At 41.1% G+C, this 18,776-nt stretch carries 16 protein-coding genes and 1 riboswitch; of the genes, 9 read left to right on the top strand and 7 right to left on the bottom strand.

Annotated elements, in window-relative coordinates; all coding sequences use genetic code 11:
* Window positions 1-68: 68 nt before the first annotated feature.
* The 5 genes from HPT25_RS02490 to HPT25_RS02470 all read left to right on the top strand — a co-directional run bounded on the left by HPT25_RS02490 (window position 69) and on the right by HPT25_RS02470 (window position 4,054).
* The gene (locus tag HPT25_RS02490; protein ID WP_173059459.1) at window positions 69-542 is read left to right on the top strand and encodes a MarR family winged helix-turn-helix transcriptional regulator; all 474 of its coding nucleotides are present in this window, start codon (window positions 69-71) and stop codon (window positions 540-542) included.
* 16 nt (window positions 543-558) lie between these two features.
* Entirely contained in the window at window positions 559-1,425 is an 867-nt protein-coding gene (locus HPT25_RS02485) for an aldose epimerase family protein (protein WP_312857260.1), read from the top strand.
* 136 nt (window positions 1,426-1,561) lie between these two features.
* On the top strand, window positions 1,562-2,359 hold the full coding sequence (gene pxpB, locus HPT25_RS02480; RefSeq protein WP_246277123.1) for a 5-oxoprolinase subunit PxpB: 798 nt from the start codon (window positions 1,562-1,564) through the stop codon (window positions 2,357-2,359).
* Window positions 2,349-3,113 (top strand): LamB/YcsF family protein, encoded by a 765-nt coding sequence (locus HPT25_RS02475; RefSeq protein ID WP_173059450.1) that lies wholly within the window; start codon window positions 2,349-2,351, stop codon window positions 3,111-3,113. The genes pxpB and HPT25_RS02475 overlap by 11 nt, the downstream gene beginning before the upstream one ends.
* Window positions 3,110-4,054: a 5-oxoprolinase subunit C family protein gene (locus HPT25_RS02470; protein WP_173059447.1), complete on the top strand. Its 945-nt coding sequence runs from the start codon at window positions 3,110-3,112 to the stop codon at window positions 4,052-4,054. Before HPT25_RS02475 ends, HPT25_RS02470 begins: the two co-directional genes overlap by 4 nt.
* Here HPT25_RS02470 and brfA read toward each other — a convergent pair.
* The 7 genes from brfA to HPT25_RS02440 form a co-directional block, all read right to left on the bottom strand.
* Entirely contained in the window at window positions 3,940-4,188 is a 249-nt protein-coding gene (gene brfA / locus HPT25_RS29465) for a ribosome rescue factor BrfA (protein ID WP_512698531.1), read from the bottom strand. The genes HPT25_RS02470 and brfA overlap by 115 nt on opposite strands.
* 119 nt (window positions 4,189-4,307) lie before the next feature.
* Window positions 4,308-5,522: an MFS transporter gene (locus HPT25_RS02465; protein ID WP_173059444.1), complete on the bottom strand. Its 1,215-nt coding sequence runs from the start codon at window positions 5,520-5,522 to the stop codon at window positions 4,308-4,310.
* Window positions 5,523-5,546: 24 nt separating this feature from the next.
* Complete coding sequence (locus tag HPT25_RS02460; protein WP_173059441.1) at window positions 5,547-5,963, bottom strand: MarR family winged helix-turn-helix transcriptional regulator; 417 nt, start codon at window positions 5,961-5,963, stop codon at window positions 5,547-5,549.
* A gap of 350 nt (window positions 5,964-6,313) precedes the next feature.
* Window positions 6,314-9,763 (bottom strand): methionine synthase, encoded by a 3,450-nt coding sequence (metH, locus tag HPT25_RS02455; RefSeq protein ID WP_173059438.1) that lies wholly within the window; start codon window positions 9,761-9,763, stop codon window positions 6,314-6,316.
* Window positions 9,741-11,603, bottom strand: a complete 1,863-nt coding sequence (locus HPT25_RS02450) for a bifunctional homocysteine S-methyltransferase/methylenetetrahydrofolate reductase (RefSeq protein WP_173070817.1) — start codon at window positions 11,601-11,603, stop codon at window positions 9,741-9,743. Before HPT25_RS02450 ends, metH begins: the two co-directional genes overlap by 23 nt.
* 14 nt (window positions 11,604-11,617) lie before the next feature.
* Entirely contained in the window at window positions 11,618-12,793 is a 1,176-nt protein-coding gene (metC, locus tag HPT25_RS02445) for a cystathionine beta-lyase (protein WP_173059435.1), read from the bottom strand.
* The gene (locus HPT25_RS02440) at window positions 12,794-13,906 is read right to left on the bottom strand and encodes a methionine biosynthesis PLP-dependent protein (protein WP_173059432.1); all 1,113 of its coding nucleotides are present in this window, start codon (window positions 13,904-13,906) and stop codon (window positions 12,794-12,796) included. It abuts the gene before it with no gap.
* Between the two features lie 133 nt (window positions 13,907-14,039).
* A riboswitch (SAM riboswitch) is annotated at window positions 14,040-14,153 on the bottom strand.
* Between the two features lie 552 nt (window positions 14,154-14,705).
* Here HPT25_RS02440 and HPT25_RS02435 point away from each other — a divergent pair.
* From HPT25_RS02435 to HPT25_RS02420, 4 genes are all read left to right on the top strand, one after another.
* Window positions 14,706-16,529, top strand: coding sequence for a polysaccharide biosynthesis protein (locus tag HPT25_RS02435; protein ID WP_173059429.1), 1,824 nt, complete (start codon window positions 14,706-14,708; stop codon window positions 16,527-16,529).
* 45 nt (window positions 16,530-16,574) lie between these two features.
* A complete protein-coding gene (locus tag HPT25_RS02430) occupies window positions 16,575-17,183 on the top strand; it encodes a sugar transferase (protein ID WP_173059426.1) in 609 nt (202 codons plus the stop codon).
* 84 nt (window positions 17,184-17,267) lie between these two features.
* Window positions 17,268-18,404, top strand: coding sequence for a DegT/DnrJ/EryC1/StrS family aminotransferase (locus tag HPT25_RS02425; RefSeq protein ID WP_173070815.1), 1,137 nt, complete (start codon window positions 17,268-17,270; stop codon window positions 18,402-18,404).
* Between the two features lie 4 nt (window positions 18,405-18,408).
* Window positions 18,409-18,747: a helix-turn-helix domain-containing protein gene (locus HPT25_RS02420; protein ID WP_173059423.1), complete on the top strand. Its 339-nt coding sequence runs from the start codon at window positions 18,409-18,411 to the stop codon at window positions 18,745-18,747.
* Window positions 18,748-18,776 lie beyond the last annotated feature (29 nt).

Genomic DNA, 18,776 nt, shown 5'->3' with positions numbered 1-18,776 from the left:
ATTCCGAAAGATAAATATCTTGATAATCAAGATAAATTTATTTTATAAGGAAGGATGAAGCTCTGTCAATGGAATTTTCCAATCATCCTGAACCCAGTAATGATGTGACTAAGAACTTGCGTAAATTAAGTACAAGGATGGTTCTTTTTCAACAAAAAGCTGCCCAATCAATTGGTTTAGTTGTAACGGATTTTAAAACTGCGGACATACTAAATGAGAATGGCCCACTTACTGCCGGAGAACTGGGGAACATAACTGGGCTTAGTACTGGTTCGGTCACCGCCTTAATTGACAGACTGGAGCATGCCGGTTTTGTAAAAAGGGAGAGGGACCCAAATGACCGCCGCCGGGTCATGATCATTCCAGTTAAGGAAAAGCTTAAGAATATTAAAGAGCACTATACCTCATTAAATGACCAAATGATAAAGCTTTGTGCTCAATATACAGAAAAAGAGTTGTCATTGATTATCGGTTTTATTGAAAAAACCATTGCCATACATGAAAAGGAAATTCGGGGTACTGGCAAGGAAGAAACAGAATAATGGGAGGGAAACAACAGTGTACCAATTAAATATCGTCAAATATCATCCATATGATGTGTATGAACTTATAGATAAGGAAGCAGGTTCTTGGTTAAAGGTAGTGCCGGAACGCGGTGGAATTATCATTGGTTATGGCGTGAAGGATGAGGAAATACTTTTTTTAAACGAAGACACTTTATTGAACCCGGAGAAAAATATTCGGGGTGGCATTCCGATTTTGTTCCCAATTTCCGGCCAGCTCGAGAATGGGCAATATGAATGGAAAGGGCATACCTATAAAATGAAAAACCATGGTGTAGCAAGAAACCATCCATGGGAGGTGATCGACACAACCGCATCAGAAACGGAAGCTTCGATCACTATTTGCCTAACAAGTAATTTGGAAACGAAAAAAGAGTTCCCGTTTGATTTTGAATTAGTTTTTACTTACCGTTTGACGAAAGAGACTTTGATAATCGAACAACTATACAAGAATCTGGATGCTGCTGTCATGCCGATGTATCCGGGATTCCATCCTTATTTTAAAACATCTGTTAAGAATTTGACTTACAAATCAGATGCAAAAACATACTTGGATTATAATGACATGGCAGAAAAAGATATTCACGGTTCTTTAGACTTAACAGATAAAAAAGAATCCTTTGCATTGCTTGATGCCGAAAAAAAGGAGATTTCATTTGACCTTCCTGACCGCAACAAGCTGATTAGCATGAACTATGGTAAAGAATTTAAATATGTCGTATTATGGACCGAAAAAAGTCAGGAATTTATTTGTGTGGAGCCATGGATGGCATTAACTAACGAATTGAACCGCAAGGAAGAATTAGTAATGGTTGAACCAGGAGAAACGCTAGCGACGTCTTTACATATTTCTGTGAAATAAGCTTACTACAACCAAGGGACTCGAATGAGTCCCTTAACTGTTTTTCTATCTTTTAACCATCTTTTTAACATCAAATCATACTGAAAAGTAAACTTTACTGCTTGTTTTAACTTTTAATTTTCGAAATGACTGAAACTTGAATTATTTTAAGGATGACGATAATGTTAAAAATAAAGGAAAAATCAGGGTGATAACCATGGTGGAGATTCGATCATTAGGTGATGCAGCGATCAGCGTTGTATTTGGGAATGAAATTAGTGAGTCTATTCATCATAAGATTCAGCAATTTATTTCCCTGCTGGAGGCATCCAAAGTGAAGGGGATCGTTGAATGGGTGCCGGCGTATACGACAGTTGCTGTTTATTACCGTCCAGGAGAGATATCGTATCATCAATTAACGAGTTTAGTAGAAAAGTTATGTCTTGCTTCTAGCGAGCGAAATACATCTTCTTCCATTGTTTATAAAATTCCGGTTTATTATGGCGGTGAAACGGGTTCAGACCTAAGCTATATTGCTAAATTTCATACCCTAAGGGAGGAAGAGGTTGTGAAGCTGCATTGTCAGCCAGAGTACCTCATATATATGATGGGTTTTGTTCCAGGCTTTCCGTATCTGGGCGGTCTTTCACCTAAACTTGCTGTCCCAAGGCTGGAACACCCGCGGCCTAGTGTCCTACCTGGCTCAGTTGGAATAGGAGGAAAGCAGACGGGGATCTATCCATCTGTTGTTCCGTCAGGCTGGAGAATCCTGGGGATTACGCCGATACAACTGTTTGATATTGACAAGCCGTCACCTATTTTATTGTCTGCCGGGAATTATATAAAATTTTATTCCATTGATGTTGATGAATATTTGAGAATAAAGGACTTAGTGTCTCAAGGAAAATTTACTGTTCAGACATATAAAAAAGGGGAGTTCCAACTTGATAATTGATTTAAATTGTGATTTGGGAGAGAGTTTTGGAGCGTTTAAAATTGGTAATGATCAGGAGATATTACAGTATATCTCTTCTGCCAATATTGCTTGCGGCTATCATGCTGGAGACCATAATGTCATGTTTGAAACTGTACGTATGGCAAAAAAATATGGCGTGGGAATCGGCGCGCATCCGGGATTACCAGATCTTGCGGGGTTCGGCAGACGGGAAATGAAATTGACCCCTAGGGAGGTCTACCATTTGGTCATTTATCAAATGGGCGCACTGGCAGCTGTTTGCAAAGCATGTGATACCAGGCTATCACATGTAAAGCCGCATGGTGCTTTGTACAACATGGCGGCGAAAGACCCAGAAATCGCAAAAGCCGTTGCTAAAGCAGTCGTTTCGTTTGATTCTTCTCTTGTTCTTTACGGCTTGGCCGGAAGTGAGTCAATAAAAGCTGGAAAAGAAATTGGCTTGCGAGTGGCAGAGGAAACATTTGCGGACAGAAGTTACCAGCCTGACGGAACATTAACGCCGAGGAAAGATAAAAATGCGATGATTCAAGATCCGACTCTTGCCGTTAACCGGGTAATCCGAATGATTAAAGAGGGAAAAGTAGAAGCAGTGGATGGAACGAATGTCGTCATCCAATCAGATACTATTTGTGTGCATGGTGATGAACCTGAAGCATGTGTTTTTGTCATACAATTAAAAGAAGCGCTGGCAGCAGAAAATATTGCGATTAGGAAAAGCTGGAACCCGCTATGAATAAGGCAATTTTTAAAGTCATAAAACCTGGGCTGCAAACAACCATTCAGGATTTCGGAAGATTCGGCTTCCAACAGTATGGCATTTCTCCTTCAGGTGCGATGGATGTATTCTCTTTGCAAATCGCCAATATTTTAACAGGAAATCCATTGGGGAGCGCTGCATTGGAAGCCGTTTTAGCAGGTCCAGAAATTGAAATTCTAAGCGATATCACTGTTGCCATTTGCGGTGGTGATTTTTCTCCAAAGGTAGATGGACATGAGGTTCTGATGTGGAAAAGCATTTCGTTGAAAAAAGGCCAGATCCTATCAATAGGCTCATGCCGGCAAGGGGCAAGAGCTTATATAGCGTTTAGTGGCGGAATTGATGTCCCTGAAATATTGGGAAGCAAATCAACATTTCTGAATGGGGGCTTTGGTGGGCTTGAGGGCCGTGCATTGCAAAGTGGGGATATTTTACTTGGAAATGCTGCGATAATGAAACCATTGAAATTCTTGCATCCGGAGCTAATTCCTACCTTTCATAAGACTCTTCACCTAAGAGTGATCCTTGGCCCGCATGAAAAAAGCTTTACAAAACAAAGCATCCAACGATTTCTTAATGAAACCTACACCCTTACACCACAGTCTAATCGAATGGGCATTCAGTTAAAGGGACCAAAACTTGACCATCTCTTGGGGCCGGATATCATATCTGACCCTGTTCCATTTGGAGGCATCCAAGTTCCCTCCAGCGGGCAGCCCATCATCCTTATGGTAGACCGTCAAACAACCGGAGGCTATACCCGTATCGCTACTGTCATCTCTGCAGATATTCCGCTGCTTGCTCAAGCGGTGCCTGACACCAAAATTACGTTCTCCACGGTGTCAGTAGAAGAAGCCCACCGTTTATATTTTAAAAGGCATAGGCTAATCAAGCTTTTGGCGGCGACGATTAAATAAAAAGAACCATCAGATCCTTCGCGGGTTTGATGGTTCTTGTGTTTAAACTGGTATAAGTGTTCTTTCTTTGTTTTTGTCACTCTGGTTCGCATGTCACTGAAAACGAAAGGGCTTCGTTTATATTCAGGGGTCATTTTCCCTTCACGCGCCAGCTTTTCTCTAATCTTCTTTGCTTTCGATTTAGCCATGGAAATCACTCCTCTAATATAATTAATCCATTATATACCAAAGAGAGGAGGGTTGAAAATACCTTTTAGATTTCTTGAACTCTTGATTGCTGCTCTTTTTTTATTGAAGTGTTCTTTTTTCTATTTCTAGTATAAAAGAGGTAAAAAAGTACCGCACCAGCAACTATATAAAAAGAAAACAAGGAATATAAAGAGCTATAATCCATCTTAGCAGCCATCATTCCGACGACAAATGATCCCATCGCCATTCCCGTATCAAAGATGGATAAAAAGGTTGCGGTAGCAAGACCTCTTTTTCTAGGCTCTGCATTCTGGATCGCAATTGTCTGGAAAGTAGGAAAAAGCGTTCCCCAGCCTATCCCAATTAATCCAGCCGCAAGTAAAAACGTAGCAGCGCCTGTGGCGTGGCTTAAAACAAACATCCCAATGGCAAAAAGTAAAATACATGGGTAAGTAATATAATTGGGTCCGAATTGATCAAGGCATTTTCCTGTAAATGGTCTAGAAATTAACATTACAATAGCATAAACCACAAAGAAAATACTTGAAACGCTCGCTAAGTGAATTTGTGCTGCGTAAATAGTTACAAAGGAAAGCAAGGAGGAATAGGCAATAGCCATAAAGCCGCCGACAGTCGAGATTGGAACGGCTGATGGTTCAATCAGGCTGCGAAATGAAAAGGTGGAGAGTACCTCAATCTGTTTTGGTTCTTCCGCTTTTTTCACCTTGACGCTAAGACTGGTTATTAATGAACCCATGGCAATAATCAATGCGAGAGTGAACATTATGTGCGGTCCCCACTTTTGAATGGCCATTAACCCGATAAACGGCCCCAGCACCATCGCCATGTTTGTGGAAAGTACAAAGTATCCCATTCCTTCTCCTCGTCTTGAGGACGGAATAATATCAGCCACAATCGCTCCCACGGCGGTTGTGGCCATTCCAAAACCAACTCCATGCAATAGCCGAACCAATAAAAAACCGCCGATTGTTTTTGGAAACAAGTAAAAAATAGAAGCACCTGTAAAGACAATCATAGCAGTTAGGAGCACTTTTTTATTGCCTGCTCGTTCCAGCCATTGGCCTGCAAGCGGGCGAGAGATAATTGCTGAAAGCAGAAATATGGTTGACATTAGTCCCGCTTGAGAAGCGCTGCTATGTAAATCATCCAATGCATACGAAGGCAGTGTGACAAGCAGGATGTAGAAGGTAAAAAAGACAAAGAAGTTACTCAAGGAAATGCTAATAAAATCTTTTGTCCATAGTTTTGATTTATTCATTTCATCCTCTCCTTTTTAGTTAGTTTATTTAATAAGCAGCTGCAGCCAGCCATTCTGCAGGTTAAACAGTTCTTCTTGAGAAGTTTCGGGAAGGTACTGTAATAGGGATTGGTTCATTTGCATTACCGCATGCTCCCATTTCGGATATTCATTTAGAGCAATCTCCGTCAATTGTACATGCTTTTCTCTTTTGTCTTTTCCTGGAACTTGAACAACATAGCCTTGTTTTGCAAGTCGCTGGATGGTCCGGGTCATCGGCGGAGCTTCAACAAATAAGTACTCGCACAATTCTTTTTGTGTAAGAGAGCCTTTCTTCTTCAAAACAAAAATAACAGCCCATTGTGAGCCGTATAGTCCTACTGGTTTCAATGCTTCATTGAGTTTATTGGTAAGATGGCGTGAAAGCTGATGGAGAGTATGGAATAGATCGTGGCTTAACATGAATGGTCACTCCAGTTTGTAAATTAGTTACCTAGGTAACTATATGTGTTTATGGTGGCCTTGTCAAGGCGGTAAGAGTTTACCTGCTCGGAGGAAAGCCAGAAAAACAGTTAGTTTAGCGAAAACACGGATGCATCCCTACAGTCTACCTTTAGGTAAAGAAAACTCGCCGACTGGCGAGCTCGGCAGAGCGAAGACAGAGGCGTAGTTCACCGAAAAGCACAGCTTTTCGACTGCGGAGCTAATGCTCACGAAGCATTCCTTAGTCCACTTATGCCTGATAGGAAAGTTACACTTTCCTATCGGCCAAAAAAATCCCGCGGAATTCTCCGCGGAATCTTTAAAATTATTTATCTCATTACATTAAAATACCTAGCTTCCGGATGTGCAAATACTATCGCTGAAACAGATGCTTCTGGTTCCATCATGCAGCCGTCGGTCAGTTGAACGCCAATTTCCTCAGGCTCAATTAACTTGAACAGCTTCTTCTGATCTTCCAGTTCCGGGCATGCAGGGTAGCCGAACGAATAACGCTGACCTTGGTAACGGGCGGTAAAGCGGTCCTGCATCGTGAAATCAAGCGGATCTGGAAAACCCCAGCGGTCGCGCATTTGCCGATGGATTAATTCGGCAAAACCTTCAGCACTTTCGAGTGCAAGTGCCTGAAGCGCGTGGCTTTCAAGGAAGCGTCCTTCGGCTTTGAATTGATCTGCTTTTTGACGGATTCCTCTGCCGCACGTTACGGTAAAGAACCCTACATAATCCATCTCGCCACTGTCAACTGTTTTTATGAAATCAGACAAGCAAAGGTGCGGCTCTGAATCCTGGCGAGGGAAATCGAATGTTTCAATAATTTGGCCGGAACCACTTGGATCATAAATAAGAACTTTATTTCCATCAGCCTGCGCCGGGAAAAATTGATAAACGGCAGCAGGGGTAATCCAGCCGTTCGTGCTTGCATCCAATATTAATTCATCAACAACGTTTTTAATTTTAATTGCTTTTTCATCCTTCTCGGCAAGTAATTTGGCAATTTTCCCTTTGATGCCAAGGTGATGGCCCAGCAGCATTTGCATGTTGATGTATGGTTCAATATATGGTAAGGAATAAGTTTTTAACACATGCCGTTTTGTATCCTTTGGTACAAATACCGGAACCTCAGTTGAAACAGCTCCTCTTGTCCGGACTGCTACCGAGACATTCGAACGGGTTGGTAACTCTCTTGGAATGGCGGCTGCAGCCAATTTTTCTTGCTTCTCGACGAACAGTTTTTCTTGTTCCTCAGGTGATTGCAGTTGGTTGGCTATCGCTAAGCCTGTCATCGCATCCTTTGCATAAAGGACGAGGCCGTCATATTCTTTAGCAATTTTCGTATCTGTAAATTTACGAGAAAGAGCAGCACCGCCGACAAGAATTGGCAATGAAATTCCTGCTTCCTTCATATCCTGGGCTGTTAAGACCATTTGCTGGGCGGACTTTACCAACAGTCCGGAAAGTCCGACCATATCCGGCTTTTCTTCGCGGATCGCACGAATTAAATCAGCTGGAGCAACCTTGATGCCAAGATCGCACACATCATAGCCATTATTGCTAAGGATAATGTCTACAAGGTTTTTCCCGATATCATGAACATCGCCTTTTACTGTTGCTAAAATAACCTTTCCTTTGGAGGAGGAAACATCGCCTTTTTCCATAAATGGCTCCAAATAGGAAACCGACGCTTTCATGACTTCGGCACTTTGCAGAACCTCGGCCACAATCAACTGGTTATCATTGAACAACCGACCGACTTCAGCCATACCGTCCATTAATGGCCCGTTAATAATATCAAGTGGGGCAGGGTACTTGGCTAGCGCCTCATCCAAGTCCGGAATCAAGCCTTCTTTTGTTCCTTCGACCACATAATAAGCCAGCCGCTCTTCAAGGGTTAAATTCAGAACGGTTGTCTTTGCTTCTTTCTTTTTATCACGGTAGAAATCAGTAAAGACAGCCAATGTTTCATCGGTTGTATTAAAAAGAAGGTCATCTGCTAAGCGGACTTCTTCTTCTGAAATGGAAGCAAAACGCTCCAGTTTCTCTGTATTCACAATCGCGTAATCCAGCCCTGCTTGGGTACAGTGATACAAGAATACCGAATTGAGAATTTCTCTGCCGACAGGAGGAAGTCCAAAGGAAACATTACTTATTCCGAGAATCGTTTGCACACCTGGAAGCTGTTCTTTAATCAGACGGATTCCATCAACTGTTGCTTTTGCTGAGCCAATATATTGCTCATCACCGGTGCCGACTGGAAAAACCAACGGATCAAAAATTAAATCCTGCGGTTTTAATCCGTATTTATTCACCAACAAGTCATGGGAGCGTTTAGCAATCTCCAGCTTCCGCTCAGCCGTAACACCCATTCCTTTTTCATCAATCGTTCCGACAACTACCGCAGCACCATAGCGGTGAATTAATGGTACGACAGCTTCAAAGCGTTCTTCACCATCTTCAAGGTTTATGGAATTAATGATTCCTTTACCCTGTGAATATTTCAAAGCTTTTTCAATTACCTTTTCATCGGTGGAATCAATTACTAGCGGTACTTTTACTTTTTTCACTACTTCTTTAATGAAATTTTCCATGTCCACCATCTCTTCACGATCTGGGTCCGCGAGACAGATATCAATGACATGGGCGCCTCCTTTTACTTGAGCGCGGGCAACCTCAGAGGCTTCTTCAAATTTACCATCTGCAATTAATCGTTTAAATTTCCGTGAGCCGATTACGTTTGTCCGTTCGCCGACCATAATAGGCCTCAATGTTGGGTCATCATAAATGAACGGTTCAATTCCGGAAACCATGTGAAGCGAAGAGGATTTCAGTTCACGTGGCTTGCAATCTTTCATCACTTCTGCAATCGCTCGAATATGGTCAGGTGTTGTACCGCAGCATCCGCCGACAATGTTGATCCAGCCATGTGCAGCAAAATCACCAAGCTTTTTCGCAAGTATTTCTGGTGTTTCATGATAGTGGCCTTCTTCATCAGGCAAACCAGCATTCGGATAACAGCTGATAGCGGTGGAGGCAAGACCAGAAAGGGAGCGGACATGATCCTGCATGAACTCCGGGCCTGTAGCACAGTTTAGTCCTACAGCAACCGGGTTCATATGTTCTACTGAAATGTAGAACGATTCAATTGATTGTCCGGCAAGTGTCGTTCCCATTGGCTCAATCGTTCCGGAAATCATCAGCGGAAGTTTTTTGCCTGTTTTGGTAAATGCTCGCTGAATGCCAACATAGCCAGCTTTTACATTGAGCATATCTTGGCTGGTTTCGAGAAGTAGGAGGTCAACTCCTCCGTCAATTAATCCAATGGCCTGCTCTTCATAAGAGGCAGCAAGGGCATCGAATGTGGTTCCTCCCGTTACGCTCAACGTTTTGGTCGTCGGTCCCATAGCCCCCGCTACATAACGCGGCCAATCATCTGTTGAAGCTATAACCGCTTCTTTAACCGCAAGCATCGCGGCTATTTTATTAATTTCATAGGCTTTAAAACCAAGTTCATATTCATCTAAAACAATACTGGTGGCACCAAATGTATTCGTCTCAATAATGTCGGCCCCAGCTTCCAAGTATTCACGGTGAATTCTTGAAATGACTGAAGGAGCGGTTAAATTCAGATTTTCATTGCAGCCGTCAAATTCTTCACCGCCAAAGTCCTCTGCAGTTAGGCTAGCACGCTGCAGCATCGTTCCCATGGCTCCGTCCATGATTAGTATTCGCTGTTTTAGCTGCTCAGTAAATGGTCGTTTCGGCATAGTTGTTCCCCCTAACCTCACGAGCGCGCTGACGGGCATAATGGGCCAGCTCAAGCGTCATCTCATAACGTAAAAATGGTGTAATTAAATAAATTCCATTAAATAAATCCAATGCAGCATCAATTAATGATTTCGTGATCTCAATTCCTTCATGTGCAGCCTGAACAGGATCGTCTTGAAACTTCGCCATCCGCTCGCGAATGGCATCAGAAATTTTGATTCCTGGAACTTCATTATGAAGAAATTCGGCATTTTTGCTGCTGGTCAGCGGCATTAAGCCGATATAAATCGGTGTTTTCAAATGTTTCGTATGTTCATAGACTTCGAGTAATTTTTCTACAGAAAAAACAGGCTGGGAGATAAAGTAATCCGCACCAAAGCTGATTTTCTTCTCTAGCCGTTTGACTGCCTTCTCAAGTGAGCGGACATTGGGATTAAACGCAGCAGCAATACTGAATGCCGTCTTCTGTCCCAAATCTTTTCCGGAAAAAGACAATCCTTCATTCAATTGCTTGATCATTTGAATTAACTCAAATGAAGACACGTCATAGACGGAAGAGGCGCCTGGAAAATCGCCGACTCTTGCCGGGTCGCCAGTAATAGCAAGCACATCATGCATGCCTAACGTATGAAGCCCCATTAAATGGGATTGCAAGCCAATAATATTGCGGTCACGGCAGGCAATATGAATGAGTGGCCGCATGCTTAGCTCTGTTTTTACAAGATAGCCTAAGGACTCATTGGAAATTCGCACATGTGCCAGCGAGTTATCTGCCAGCGTGATGGCATCAATGCCAGCTCCTTTTAAAGCCTTAGCACCTTCGAAGAATTTTGTGGTATCCAGCTTTCGTGGCGGATCTAACTCCACTATAACAGAAGGCCTTTCTCTGACAATATCCTGCAGCGGGGTCAAATCCCTTTTGGCAGCACGAGCTTCCACTTGGAGTTGTTTTGGTTTTAATTTTACAACCTTTTCAACTATTGGAGCACTATTCTTTAATTCAGAGGCAAAAGCTCTAATATGCTCTGGGGTGGTGCCGCAGCAGCCGCCAAGCAGCCGGACTCCTTCATAAAGGAAAGCTTTTGCTGAGTGGCGAAAATAATTGGCATCTCCATCATAATGGAACTTTCCGTCCGTGTAGGCAGGAAGACTAGCGTTCGGATAAGCGGACAGAAAAGCATGTTTCGGCAGTTCAATTTGCTCAAGGGCATGAAGCATATGATGCGGTCCTAGCCGGCAGTTGAGTCCCACCACATCTGCCCCAAGACCTTCTAACCGTTTTAGGGCTTCGTTCACTGGTGTTTGATCCTGCAAGAATCCCGACTCTTGTAAGGAAACCTGAGCAACAATCGGCAGCTTTGTTTCTTTCCTTGCAATGGCTAAAACTGTTTCAAGCTCTTCAAGATCATAAAAGGTTTCAAGCAAAATGCCGTCCACACCTTCTAATAATAGGCAATATAATTGTTCGCGGAAACTACGCTTAAGTTCTTCTATAGCAATTGAGTTTGGTTTAACGCCACGGTTTCCGCCAATCGTTCCAAGGATATACGCCTGATTCTGTGCTGCCAGTTTGGCATTGCGGACAGCGGCACTGTTAATATCTTTTACCGCGTCCTCCAAACCATAGCGCTGCAGTTTAAGATAATTGGCAGCATAGGTGTTCGTTTGGATTATATCAGCACCGGCATCAATATAGGCACGGTGAATATTTTGAATATGCTCCGGCTGGGAGAGGTTTAGCTCCTCGGAACAGGAAGCAACTCCGTAGGTATAAAGCAGTGTGCCCATGGCCCCGTCGCCAATCAGAATTTGAGTTTTTAATTTGTCTAAGAAGCTCATCATTATTCTCCTTGTTAGAACACCAATTCGTTTTTTAGCATCTGCTCGAAAGCCTGGCTGAAATCTTTTATTAAATCATCCGGATTTTCTAGGCCAACAGATAAGCGGAGCAGACTGTTCGTTATGCCTCGCTTCTCTCTTTCTTCTTTCGACATTGAGGCATGGGACATTTTAGCAGGGTAAGATAAAATAGATTCCACTGCTCCAAGGCTGACCGCAAATACGGGGATTTTTACATGAGCATGAAAGGTACGAAGAGCATTTTCATCCACCAATTCAAATGATAGAACAGCTCCCGCCCCGCTTGCTTGACTGGTCTGTAATGAAAATTGCGGGTGTGTTTTCAGTCCCGGATAATAAACGTTTTTAATAAGTGGGTGTTTTTCTAAAAATTGCGCCAATTTAAGCGCTGATTTTTGCGATTGCTCCAACCGGACATGGAGTGTTTTCAATCCCCGCAACACCAACCATGCATCTTGAACACCAAGGATAGCCCCGAAGGAATTTTGCAAAAAGTAAAGCTGCTTTGCCAAAGTTTCATCCTTGACGACCGCCAGACCGGCAACAACATCACTGTGTCCTGATAAAAACTTGGTTGCACTGTGAAGAACAATATCAGCACCGAGTTCAAGCGGCTTTTGCAGTGCCGGGGTCAGGAAGGTGTTATCAACAAACGTTAGCGCATGGTGCTGCTTGGCAATTTGGCTAATAGCTTGAATGTCCGTTACCTTCAATAATGGATTGGATGGCGTTTCGACATAAAAAGCTTTTGTATTGGGACGAATCGCCAGTTTAACTTGATCGATGTCAGTCATGTCCACAAATGTATGTTCAATACCAAGGCGGGAAAGAACCTGTGTCACCATGCGATATGTTCCGCCATAAACATCCTCTGTTATGACTACATGATCTCCTGCTGATAACAATAGAAACGCGGTTGAAATTGCTGCCATTCCGGAAGAAAAGGCAAATCCTTTAATCCCGCCTTCAAGCTCGGCAATGACATCCTCAAGTGCTTCCCTTGTTGGATTTAAGCTGCGTGCGTAGTCATATTTTCCAAACTGGTCCACATCAAACTGGTGAAAAGTAGAGGCGTGCTGGATCGGCACACTGACAGCCCCTGTAGCCGGGTCCCATTTATGCTGATTATGAAGCAGTCTAGTTTCAAAACAATATTCATCATGTGCCATTTAAACACGCACTCCTTCCAAAACCTTAGCTAATGCCTGCTTAAGGTCAGTGATTAAATCATCGGAATCTTCAATTCCAACAGAGAAACGCAATAAAGTGTTGTCAACGCCTTTAGCAATTCTTACTTCCTCAGGGATATCGGCATGGGTTTGTGTGGCTGGATAAGTAATAAAGCTTTCTGTACCTCCCAGACTTTCGGCAAAGGAAATCAGCTGTAATCCTTGTAAGAATGGATTGACCCATGATTCGTCCTTAATTCGGAAGGAAACCATGCCGCCTCGTCCAGGATAAAGAACAGATGTTACTGCTTCATGTTGGGAAAGATATTCGACGATCGTTTTGGCATTTTTTTCGTGACGGTCCATGCGAAGGGCCAACGTCTTCATTCCGCGCATGAGCAGCCAAGAGTCGAAAGGACTAAGAACAGCTCCCGCTCCGTTATGATAAAGTGCCAGTGCTTCACAAAGTTCTGTGCCTTTGGCTACGATAAGCCCAGCAAGTACGTCATTGTGTCCACCCAAGTATTTGGTCGCACTATGGATGACAATATCTGCCCCTAATTGAATAGGCTGTTGCAGAAGTGGTGTATAAAAGGTATTGTCGACAATCAGCAAAACATTGTGCCGTTTGGCAATTTCTGCAATGGCGGCAATGTCCGATTGTTCCATAAGAGGATTTGTCGGAGTTTCGAGAAAGATAGCCTTTGTTTTGGGGGAAATCTTGCTTTCAACCTCCTCTGGACAACACGTATTCACATATTGGACTTCCAATCCCCATTTTTTATATCCTTTTTCTAGTAAGCGGTATGTTCCACCATATAAATCATCACTTACTAACCATTCATCACCAGATTGGAATAATGAAAGAATGGTAAATATAGCTGCCATCCCTGAACTGCAAGCAAACCCCTGGTCGCCGCCTTCAAGATCGGCAATCGTTTGTTCTAGGATTTGGCGGGTAGGATTCCCTGTGCGTGTATAATCAAAGCCGGTAGATTGCCCAATTCCTTCATGTCGATAAGCCGTAGAAAAATAAACGGGTGGATTTACTGTTCCAGTTGTAGTTTCACTGCGGTTACCAATTTGTGCTAACTTCGTATCAATCTTGTACATTGTATACACTCCTCGTTATTTTTAATTTTACTCCTGTCCCGCTTTAACGCTTAGTGGCACTAAAGGATTGCGGGTATTAAAAAAAGTCTTCTGTAAGAAGAAGACTTTTGTAAGAACCGACCAATTGTCATTCTTCTTATCTCGCAAATTAATATAAATTTGCAGGATTTAGCACCTTTTCAATGGAAAAACATTGAAGGTTGCTGAGGTGTCATCGGGCCATTCCCTCTACCTCTCTTGATAAGAAAATCAATATTTAGACTATTTATAAAATTTACTACAAATTATAAAGTGTGTCAATTTATTTTTAAAAATCACCTAAGTTTATGGCTATGTAAAAGTACTTGATCATTATTCCATAAGTTAACAAAAGAACAAAATAAAGGATTGACATGTTCTATATAAAGAACTAATATAAAAGTATTGATACAAATATACTTTATTTTTACCATATAATTACATTTAGCGAAGGTATTAAGATTAAACACTACTAACATAATGTTATATTAATCTTCTATGTTTATAGTCTTGAAAAATTTTGGTATGAAAAGGCTATATTTTTTTATTCGCATGTTCTTTATATAGAAAATAACGTGCATTATAATATGGTTCTGCGGGTGATGCCTCCTTACCTATATCAATGGAGGCACTCGGTCATACTGTGGGCTGAATAACCTTAGACGCTAGTCGTCGAGAGTGTGATGTGAGGACGGGTTAGATGCCCATTATAATAAAAATCTTTAATTATGTTCTCTATAACTGAGAGTATAATTAAAGATTTTTAGGGGGGATAGAAAATATGACTTATAGACAAAGGATTATTTTTTTAATTTGCATTGATTCCTGGAATGTCATAATTGCTATTTTGTTAAGTGCACTTTTAGTAAGTGAATCTTATAATGTCTTTTCACTCACAACCTTAATAAGTATGGCTGTCCTGCTCATTAGTCATCATTTTCTTTCATTTAAATATAAATTATATAAAAAGGCCTGGGAATATGCGAGTATTGGCGAGCTGTTAAGCACGCTAAAGGTTGTAACTATTTCTATTTTCATCACTTCCTTAGCTCAATCAATTGTAGAAAATAAAATCTATTTTCGTTTCCTAATGACATCATGGCTGTTGACTCTTTTCTTTATTTGTGGATCCCGTTTATGTTGGAGAATATTCAGAGATTCTTTTCTAAGCAAAGAAATAAATAAAAAAAGAACATTAATAGTTGGTGCAGGATCGGCAGGTATGATGGTAGCAAGACAGCTAAAAAGTAATAAGACGACTGATTTGCTGCCAGTTGGGTTTATTGATGATGATGATAAAAAACAAAGGCTTGATATATTAGGAATTCCAGTTGTTGGCGGAGTTGCGAAAATTAAAGAAGCTGTAACAAAATACAATATTGATAACATTGTCATTGCGATTCCATCTCTTAAAAAGAAGGAGTTAAATATGATATTTTTGGAATGCGCCAAGACTAGTGCAAAAACAAAGATCCTTCCCATGCTAGAAGATTTGGTGTCAGGAAAGGTTTCGGTCAATCAATTTCGAGATGTTCGTGTAGAAGACTTATTAGGCAGAGAACCTAATCAATTGGATATCAATAGTATTTCAAAAAGTATTCAAAATAAAGTCGTTTTGGTTACTGGGGCTGGTGGGTCAATAGGTTCGGAAATTTGCCGGCAAATTTCAAAGTTTCATCCCAAACAGTTAATACTTTTGGGCCATGGCGAAAATAGTATTTATTTAATTGAGATGGAATTAAAAGAGATATTTAAGCATACAAACATAACTTTCATCCCAATTATTGCAGACATACAAGATGAACAAAAAATGATGTCCGTTATCACTACATATCAACCTGATGTAATCTATCATGCTGCTGCCCATAAACATGTACCGCTTATGGAAAATAACCCAGAAGAAGCGGTGAAGAATAATCTCATTGGTACTATGAATGTGGCGAAAGCAGCGAGCTGGAACGGTGTTAAAACTTTTGTCATGGTTTCCACAGATAAAGCTGTCAATCCAACAAGTGTCATGGGCGCAACAAAAAGACTTGCAGAAATGGTCATTCAGCATATGGATAAGGAAAGTTCTACAAAATTTGTTGCAGTACGTTTTGGTAATGTATTAGGAAGCAGAGGAAGTGTGATTCCTCTATTTAAGAATCAAATCAAAAAAGGCGGGCCTGTGACTGTTACTCACCCGGATATGGTTCGGTATTTTATGACGATTCCAGAGGCCTCCCGACTCGTGATCCAAGCAGGTTCTATAGCAAATGGCGGGGAGATTTTTGTGTTAGATATGGGCAGTCCTGTTAAAATTGTAGATTTGGCCAAAAACCTAATCACACTATCAGGGAATTCTATTGAAGAAATTGGAATCGAATTTACCGGAATAAGACCGGGAGAAAAGCTTTTTGAAGAATTGTTGAATATTGATGAAGTGCAAGAACAGCGGGTCCATCCGAATATTTATATTGGAAAAACATCGGAACTCTATATGAAAGAAATAGACGAGTTACTATCCATTTTCTCCAATCTAACTAAAGAAGAAATTAAGCAGAGGCTGCTTTTTATTACGAACCGTAAAAAAATGGATTCAGAAATGACGGTCATCACTTAAATCAGTTCAATGCTCTGTTTTGGAAAAAGGAGGTGAACCCAATACATGAAAAGAATGATAGATGTATTGATTTCATTTATATTACTATTTATTTTTTCACCGGTCATCCTTTTAATAGGAATAATGGTTAAATACAAACTCGGTTCTCCGGTCATTTTTAAACAAAAACGGCCTGGTTTATATGGGAAGCCATTTTACCTTTATAAATTCCGAAGTATGACGGATCAGAGAGATAAAAAAGGAGAACTGTTGCCAGATTATCAAAGGTTAACTCCTTTTGGATCCTTTCTGAGACAGCATAGTCTGGATGAACTTCCGCAACTAGTAAATGTATTAAAGGGGGATTTAAGTCTAGTTGGGCCGAGGCCATTATTAATGGATTATCTTTCATTATATACAGAGGAACAAGCTAAGCGTCATTTGGTGAGGCCAGGAATAACTGGATGGGCCCAGGTGAATGGGCGAAACAAGATTACATGGGAAGAGAAATTTGAACTGGATGTTTGGTATGTGAATCATCATAACCTTTTACTTGATATAAGGATCATATTATTAACAATAGGTAAGGTTTTTCATTCTAATGATGTCAATCAAACCGAATATGAAACAGTGTCACGTTTTACGGGAACTAAAGCAAAAGAAGTGAGTAAGTAATAGTGTTACTTTTAAAAAATAGCAGGAGGTGAAGATTTGGTACAGGCAGTCAAGCAAAGCAGAATTTTTCTTTCTCCACCTCATATGAGTGGAAATGAGATGGAGTATATAAAGGAAGCGTTCGATACGAATTGGATCGCTCCATTAGGACCGAACGTAGAAGCATTTGAAAAGGATATAGCTGAATATGCGGGTGTCAATGGAGCCGTAGCGGTTAGTTCAGGAACTGCCGCTATTCATTTGGCACTTTCTTTATTAGGAGTGCAAAAAGGAGATGTAGTATTTTGCTCCAGCCTTACTTTTGTGGCTTCGGCTAATCCAATCCTGTACCTAGGTGCAGAACCAGTATTTATTGATGCAGAACCAGATACTTGGAACATGTCGCCCTCAGCATTGGAAAAGGCAATGAATGACGCCATTTCTGCCTGCAAGCTTCCTAAAGCTGTTATTATTGTCAATCTGTATGGCCAGTCAGCAAAAATGGAAGAACTTGTTTCTATTTGTAATAAATATGCTGTCCCGATCATTGAAGATTCAGCGGAATCTCTAGGCTCCAGGTATAACGGAATCGCAAGTGGTACCTTTGGGGAGTTTGGGATTTTTTCTTTTAATGGCAACAAAATTATTACCACATCTGGCGGCGGTGTATTGATTTCTAATAATACAGACGCACTTAGAAAAGCTCGTTTTTTAGCGGCACAAGCAAGGGAACCAGCACCTTATTATCAACACTGCGAGATGGGATTTAACTATCGAATGAGCAATGTTTTAGCTGGAATAGGGAGAAGTCAGCTGCAAGTCTTAAATGAAAGAGTGGCTGCCAGGAGGGCCATTTTTGAAACCTATTATCAGGAATTGGCTCATCTTCCGGGTATTCAGTTTATGCCAGAACTAGTGAATACATTTTCAAATCGATGGCTGACAGCCTTGACCATCGATTATTCAAAAACGAATGTATCGGTAAATGAAATTCTTGCTTCTATGGACAAGGAAAATATTGAAGCAAGACATGTGTGGAAACCACTGCATTTGCAGCCACTTATGGAGACATATACCTATTATCCACATAGTGAAAGGGAAAGCGTATCGGAAAAGCTGTTTGAAACAGGAATTTGTTTGCCATCTGGATCAAATATGTCCATAAAGGACCAAATGAGAGTGATCCAAACTATCAAAAATACAATCTACAAAAAATTTGAAAAAGAGACATGTCAGAGGTAGACCAATGATTGGAAAAATGATTGCGGAAATACGAAAACAAAGGGGTTACACATTATCGGAGCTTGCGGAACTATCGCATATATCCAAATCTTATCTAAGTAATATCGAGCGGAATTTGAACAAAAATCCATCGATTGAAATTATTAAAAGAATTGCAAAGGTGTTGGATATTGATCCTATCATCTTATTGAAAGTGGGGAGTGAAAAGGATACTCAATTTTATGTAGATAAAGAGTGGGCTGACTTTGTCAGTCAGCTTAAAGACTTGGGAGTGGAAAAAGAGGAGCTAAGCCAATATAAAACCTTGATTGAATTTATAAAATGGAAAAATCAAACCCATTAAAAATTTTGGCGGCACAATTATTTGGAGGA

The sequence above is a fragment of the Neobacillus endophyticus genome (genome assembly GCF_013248975.1).
Classification (GTDB): Bacteria; Bacillota; Bacilli; order Bacillales; family Cytobacillaceae; genus Neobacillus; species Neobacillus endophyticus.
Note: the sequence above shows the minus strand (reverse complement) of the source record. Positions and strands in the feature narration are given on the sequence as shown.

Excerpts from the sequence above, each read along its gene's own strand:
- HPT25_RS02460 (WP_173059441.1), bottom strand. The coding sequence starts at position 5,963 with ATGTTAAGCCACGATCTATTCCATACTCTCCATCAGCTTTCACGCCAT.
- HPT25_RS02420 (WP_173059423.1), top strand. The coding sequence starts at position 18,409 with ATGATTGGAAAAATGATTGCGGAAATACGAAAACAAAGGGGTTACACA.
- HPT25_RS02450 (WP_173070817.1), bottom strand. The coding sequence starts at position 11,603 with ATGAGCTTCTTAGACAAATTAAAAACTCAAATTCTGATTGGCGACGGG.
- HPT25_RS02430 (WP_173059426.1), top strand. The coding sequence starts at position 16,575 with ATGAAAAGAATGATAGATGTATTGATTTCATTTATATTACTATTTATT.
- metH (WP_173059438.1), bottom strand. The coding sequence starts at position 9,763 with ATGCCGAAACGACCATTTACTGAGCAGCTAAAACAGCGAATACTAATC.
- HPT25_RS02440 (WP_173059432.1), bottom strand. The coding sequence starts at position 13,906 with ATGTACAAGATTGATACGAAGTTAGCACAAATTGGTAACCGCAGTGAA.
- brfA (WP_512698531.1), bottom strand. The coding sequence starts at position 4,188 with ATGACCCCTGAATATAAACGAAGCCCTTTCGTTTTCAGTGACATGCGA.
- HPT25_RS02470 (WP_173059447.1), top strand. The coding sequence starts at position 3,110 with ATGAATAAGGCAATTTTTAAAGTCATAAAACCTGGGCTGCAAACAACC.
- HPT25_RS02435 (WP_173059429.1), top strand. The coding sequence starts at position 14,706 with ATGACTTATAGACAAAGGATTATTTTTTTAATTTGCATTGATTCCTGG.
- HPT25_RS02425 (WP_173070815.1), top strand. The coding sequence starts at position 17,268 with ATGAGTGGAAATGAGATGGAGTATATAAAGGAAGCGTTCGATACGAAT.
- HPT25_RS02465 (WP_173059444.1), bottom strand. The coding sequence starts at position 5,522 with ATGAATAAATCAAAACTATGGACAAAAGATTTTATTAGCATTTCCTTG.
- metC (WP_173059435.1), bottom strand. The coding sequence starts at position 12,793 with ATGGCACATGATGAATATTGTTTTGAAACTAGACTGCTTCATAATCAG.
- HPT25_RS02490 (WP_173059459.1), top strand. The coding sequence starts at position 69 with ATGGAATTTTCCAATCATCCTGAACCCAGTAATGATGTGACTAAGAAC.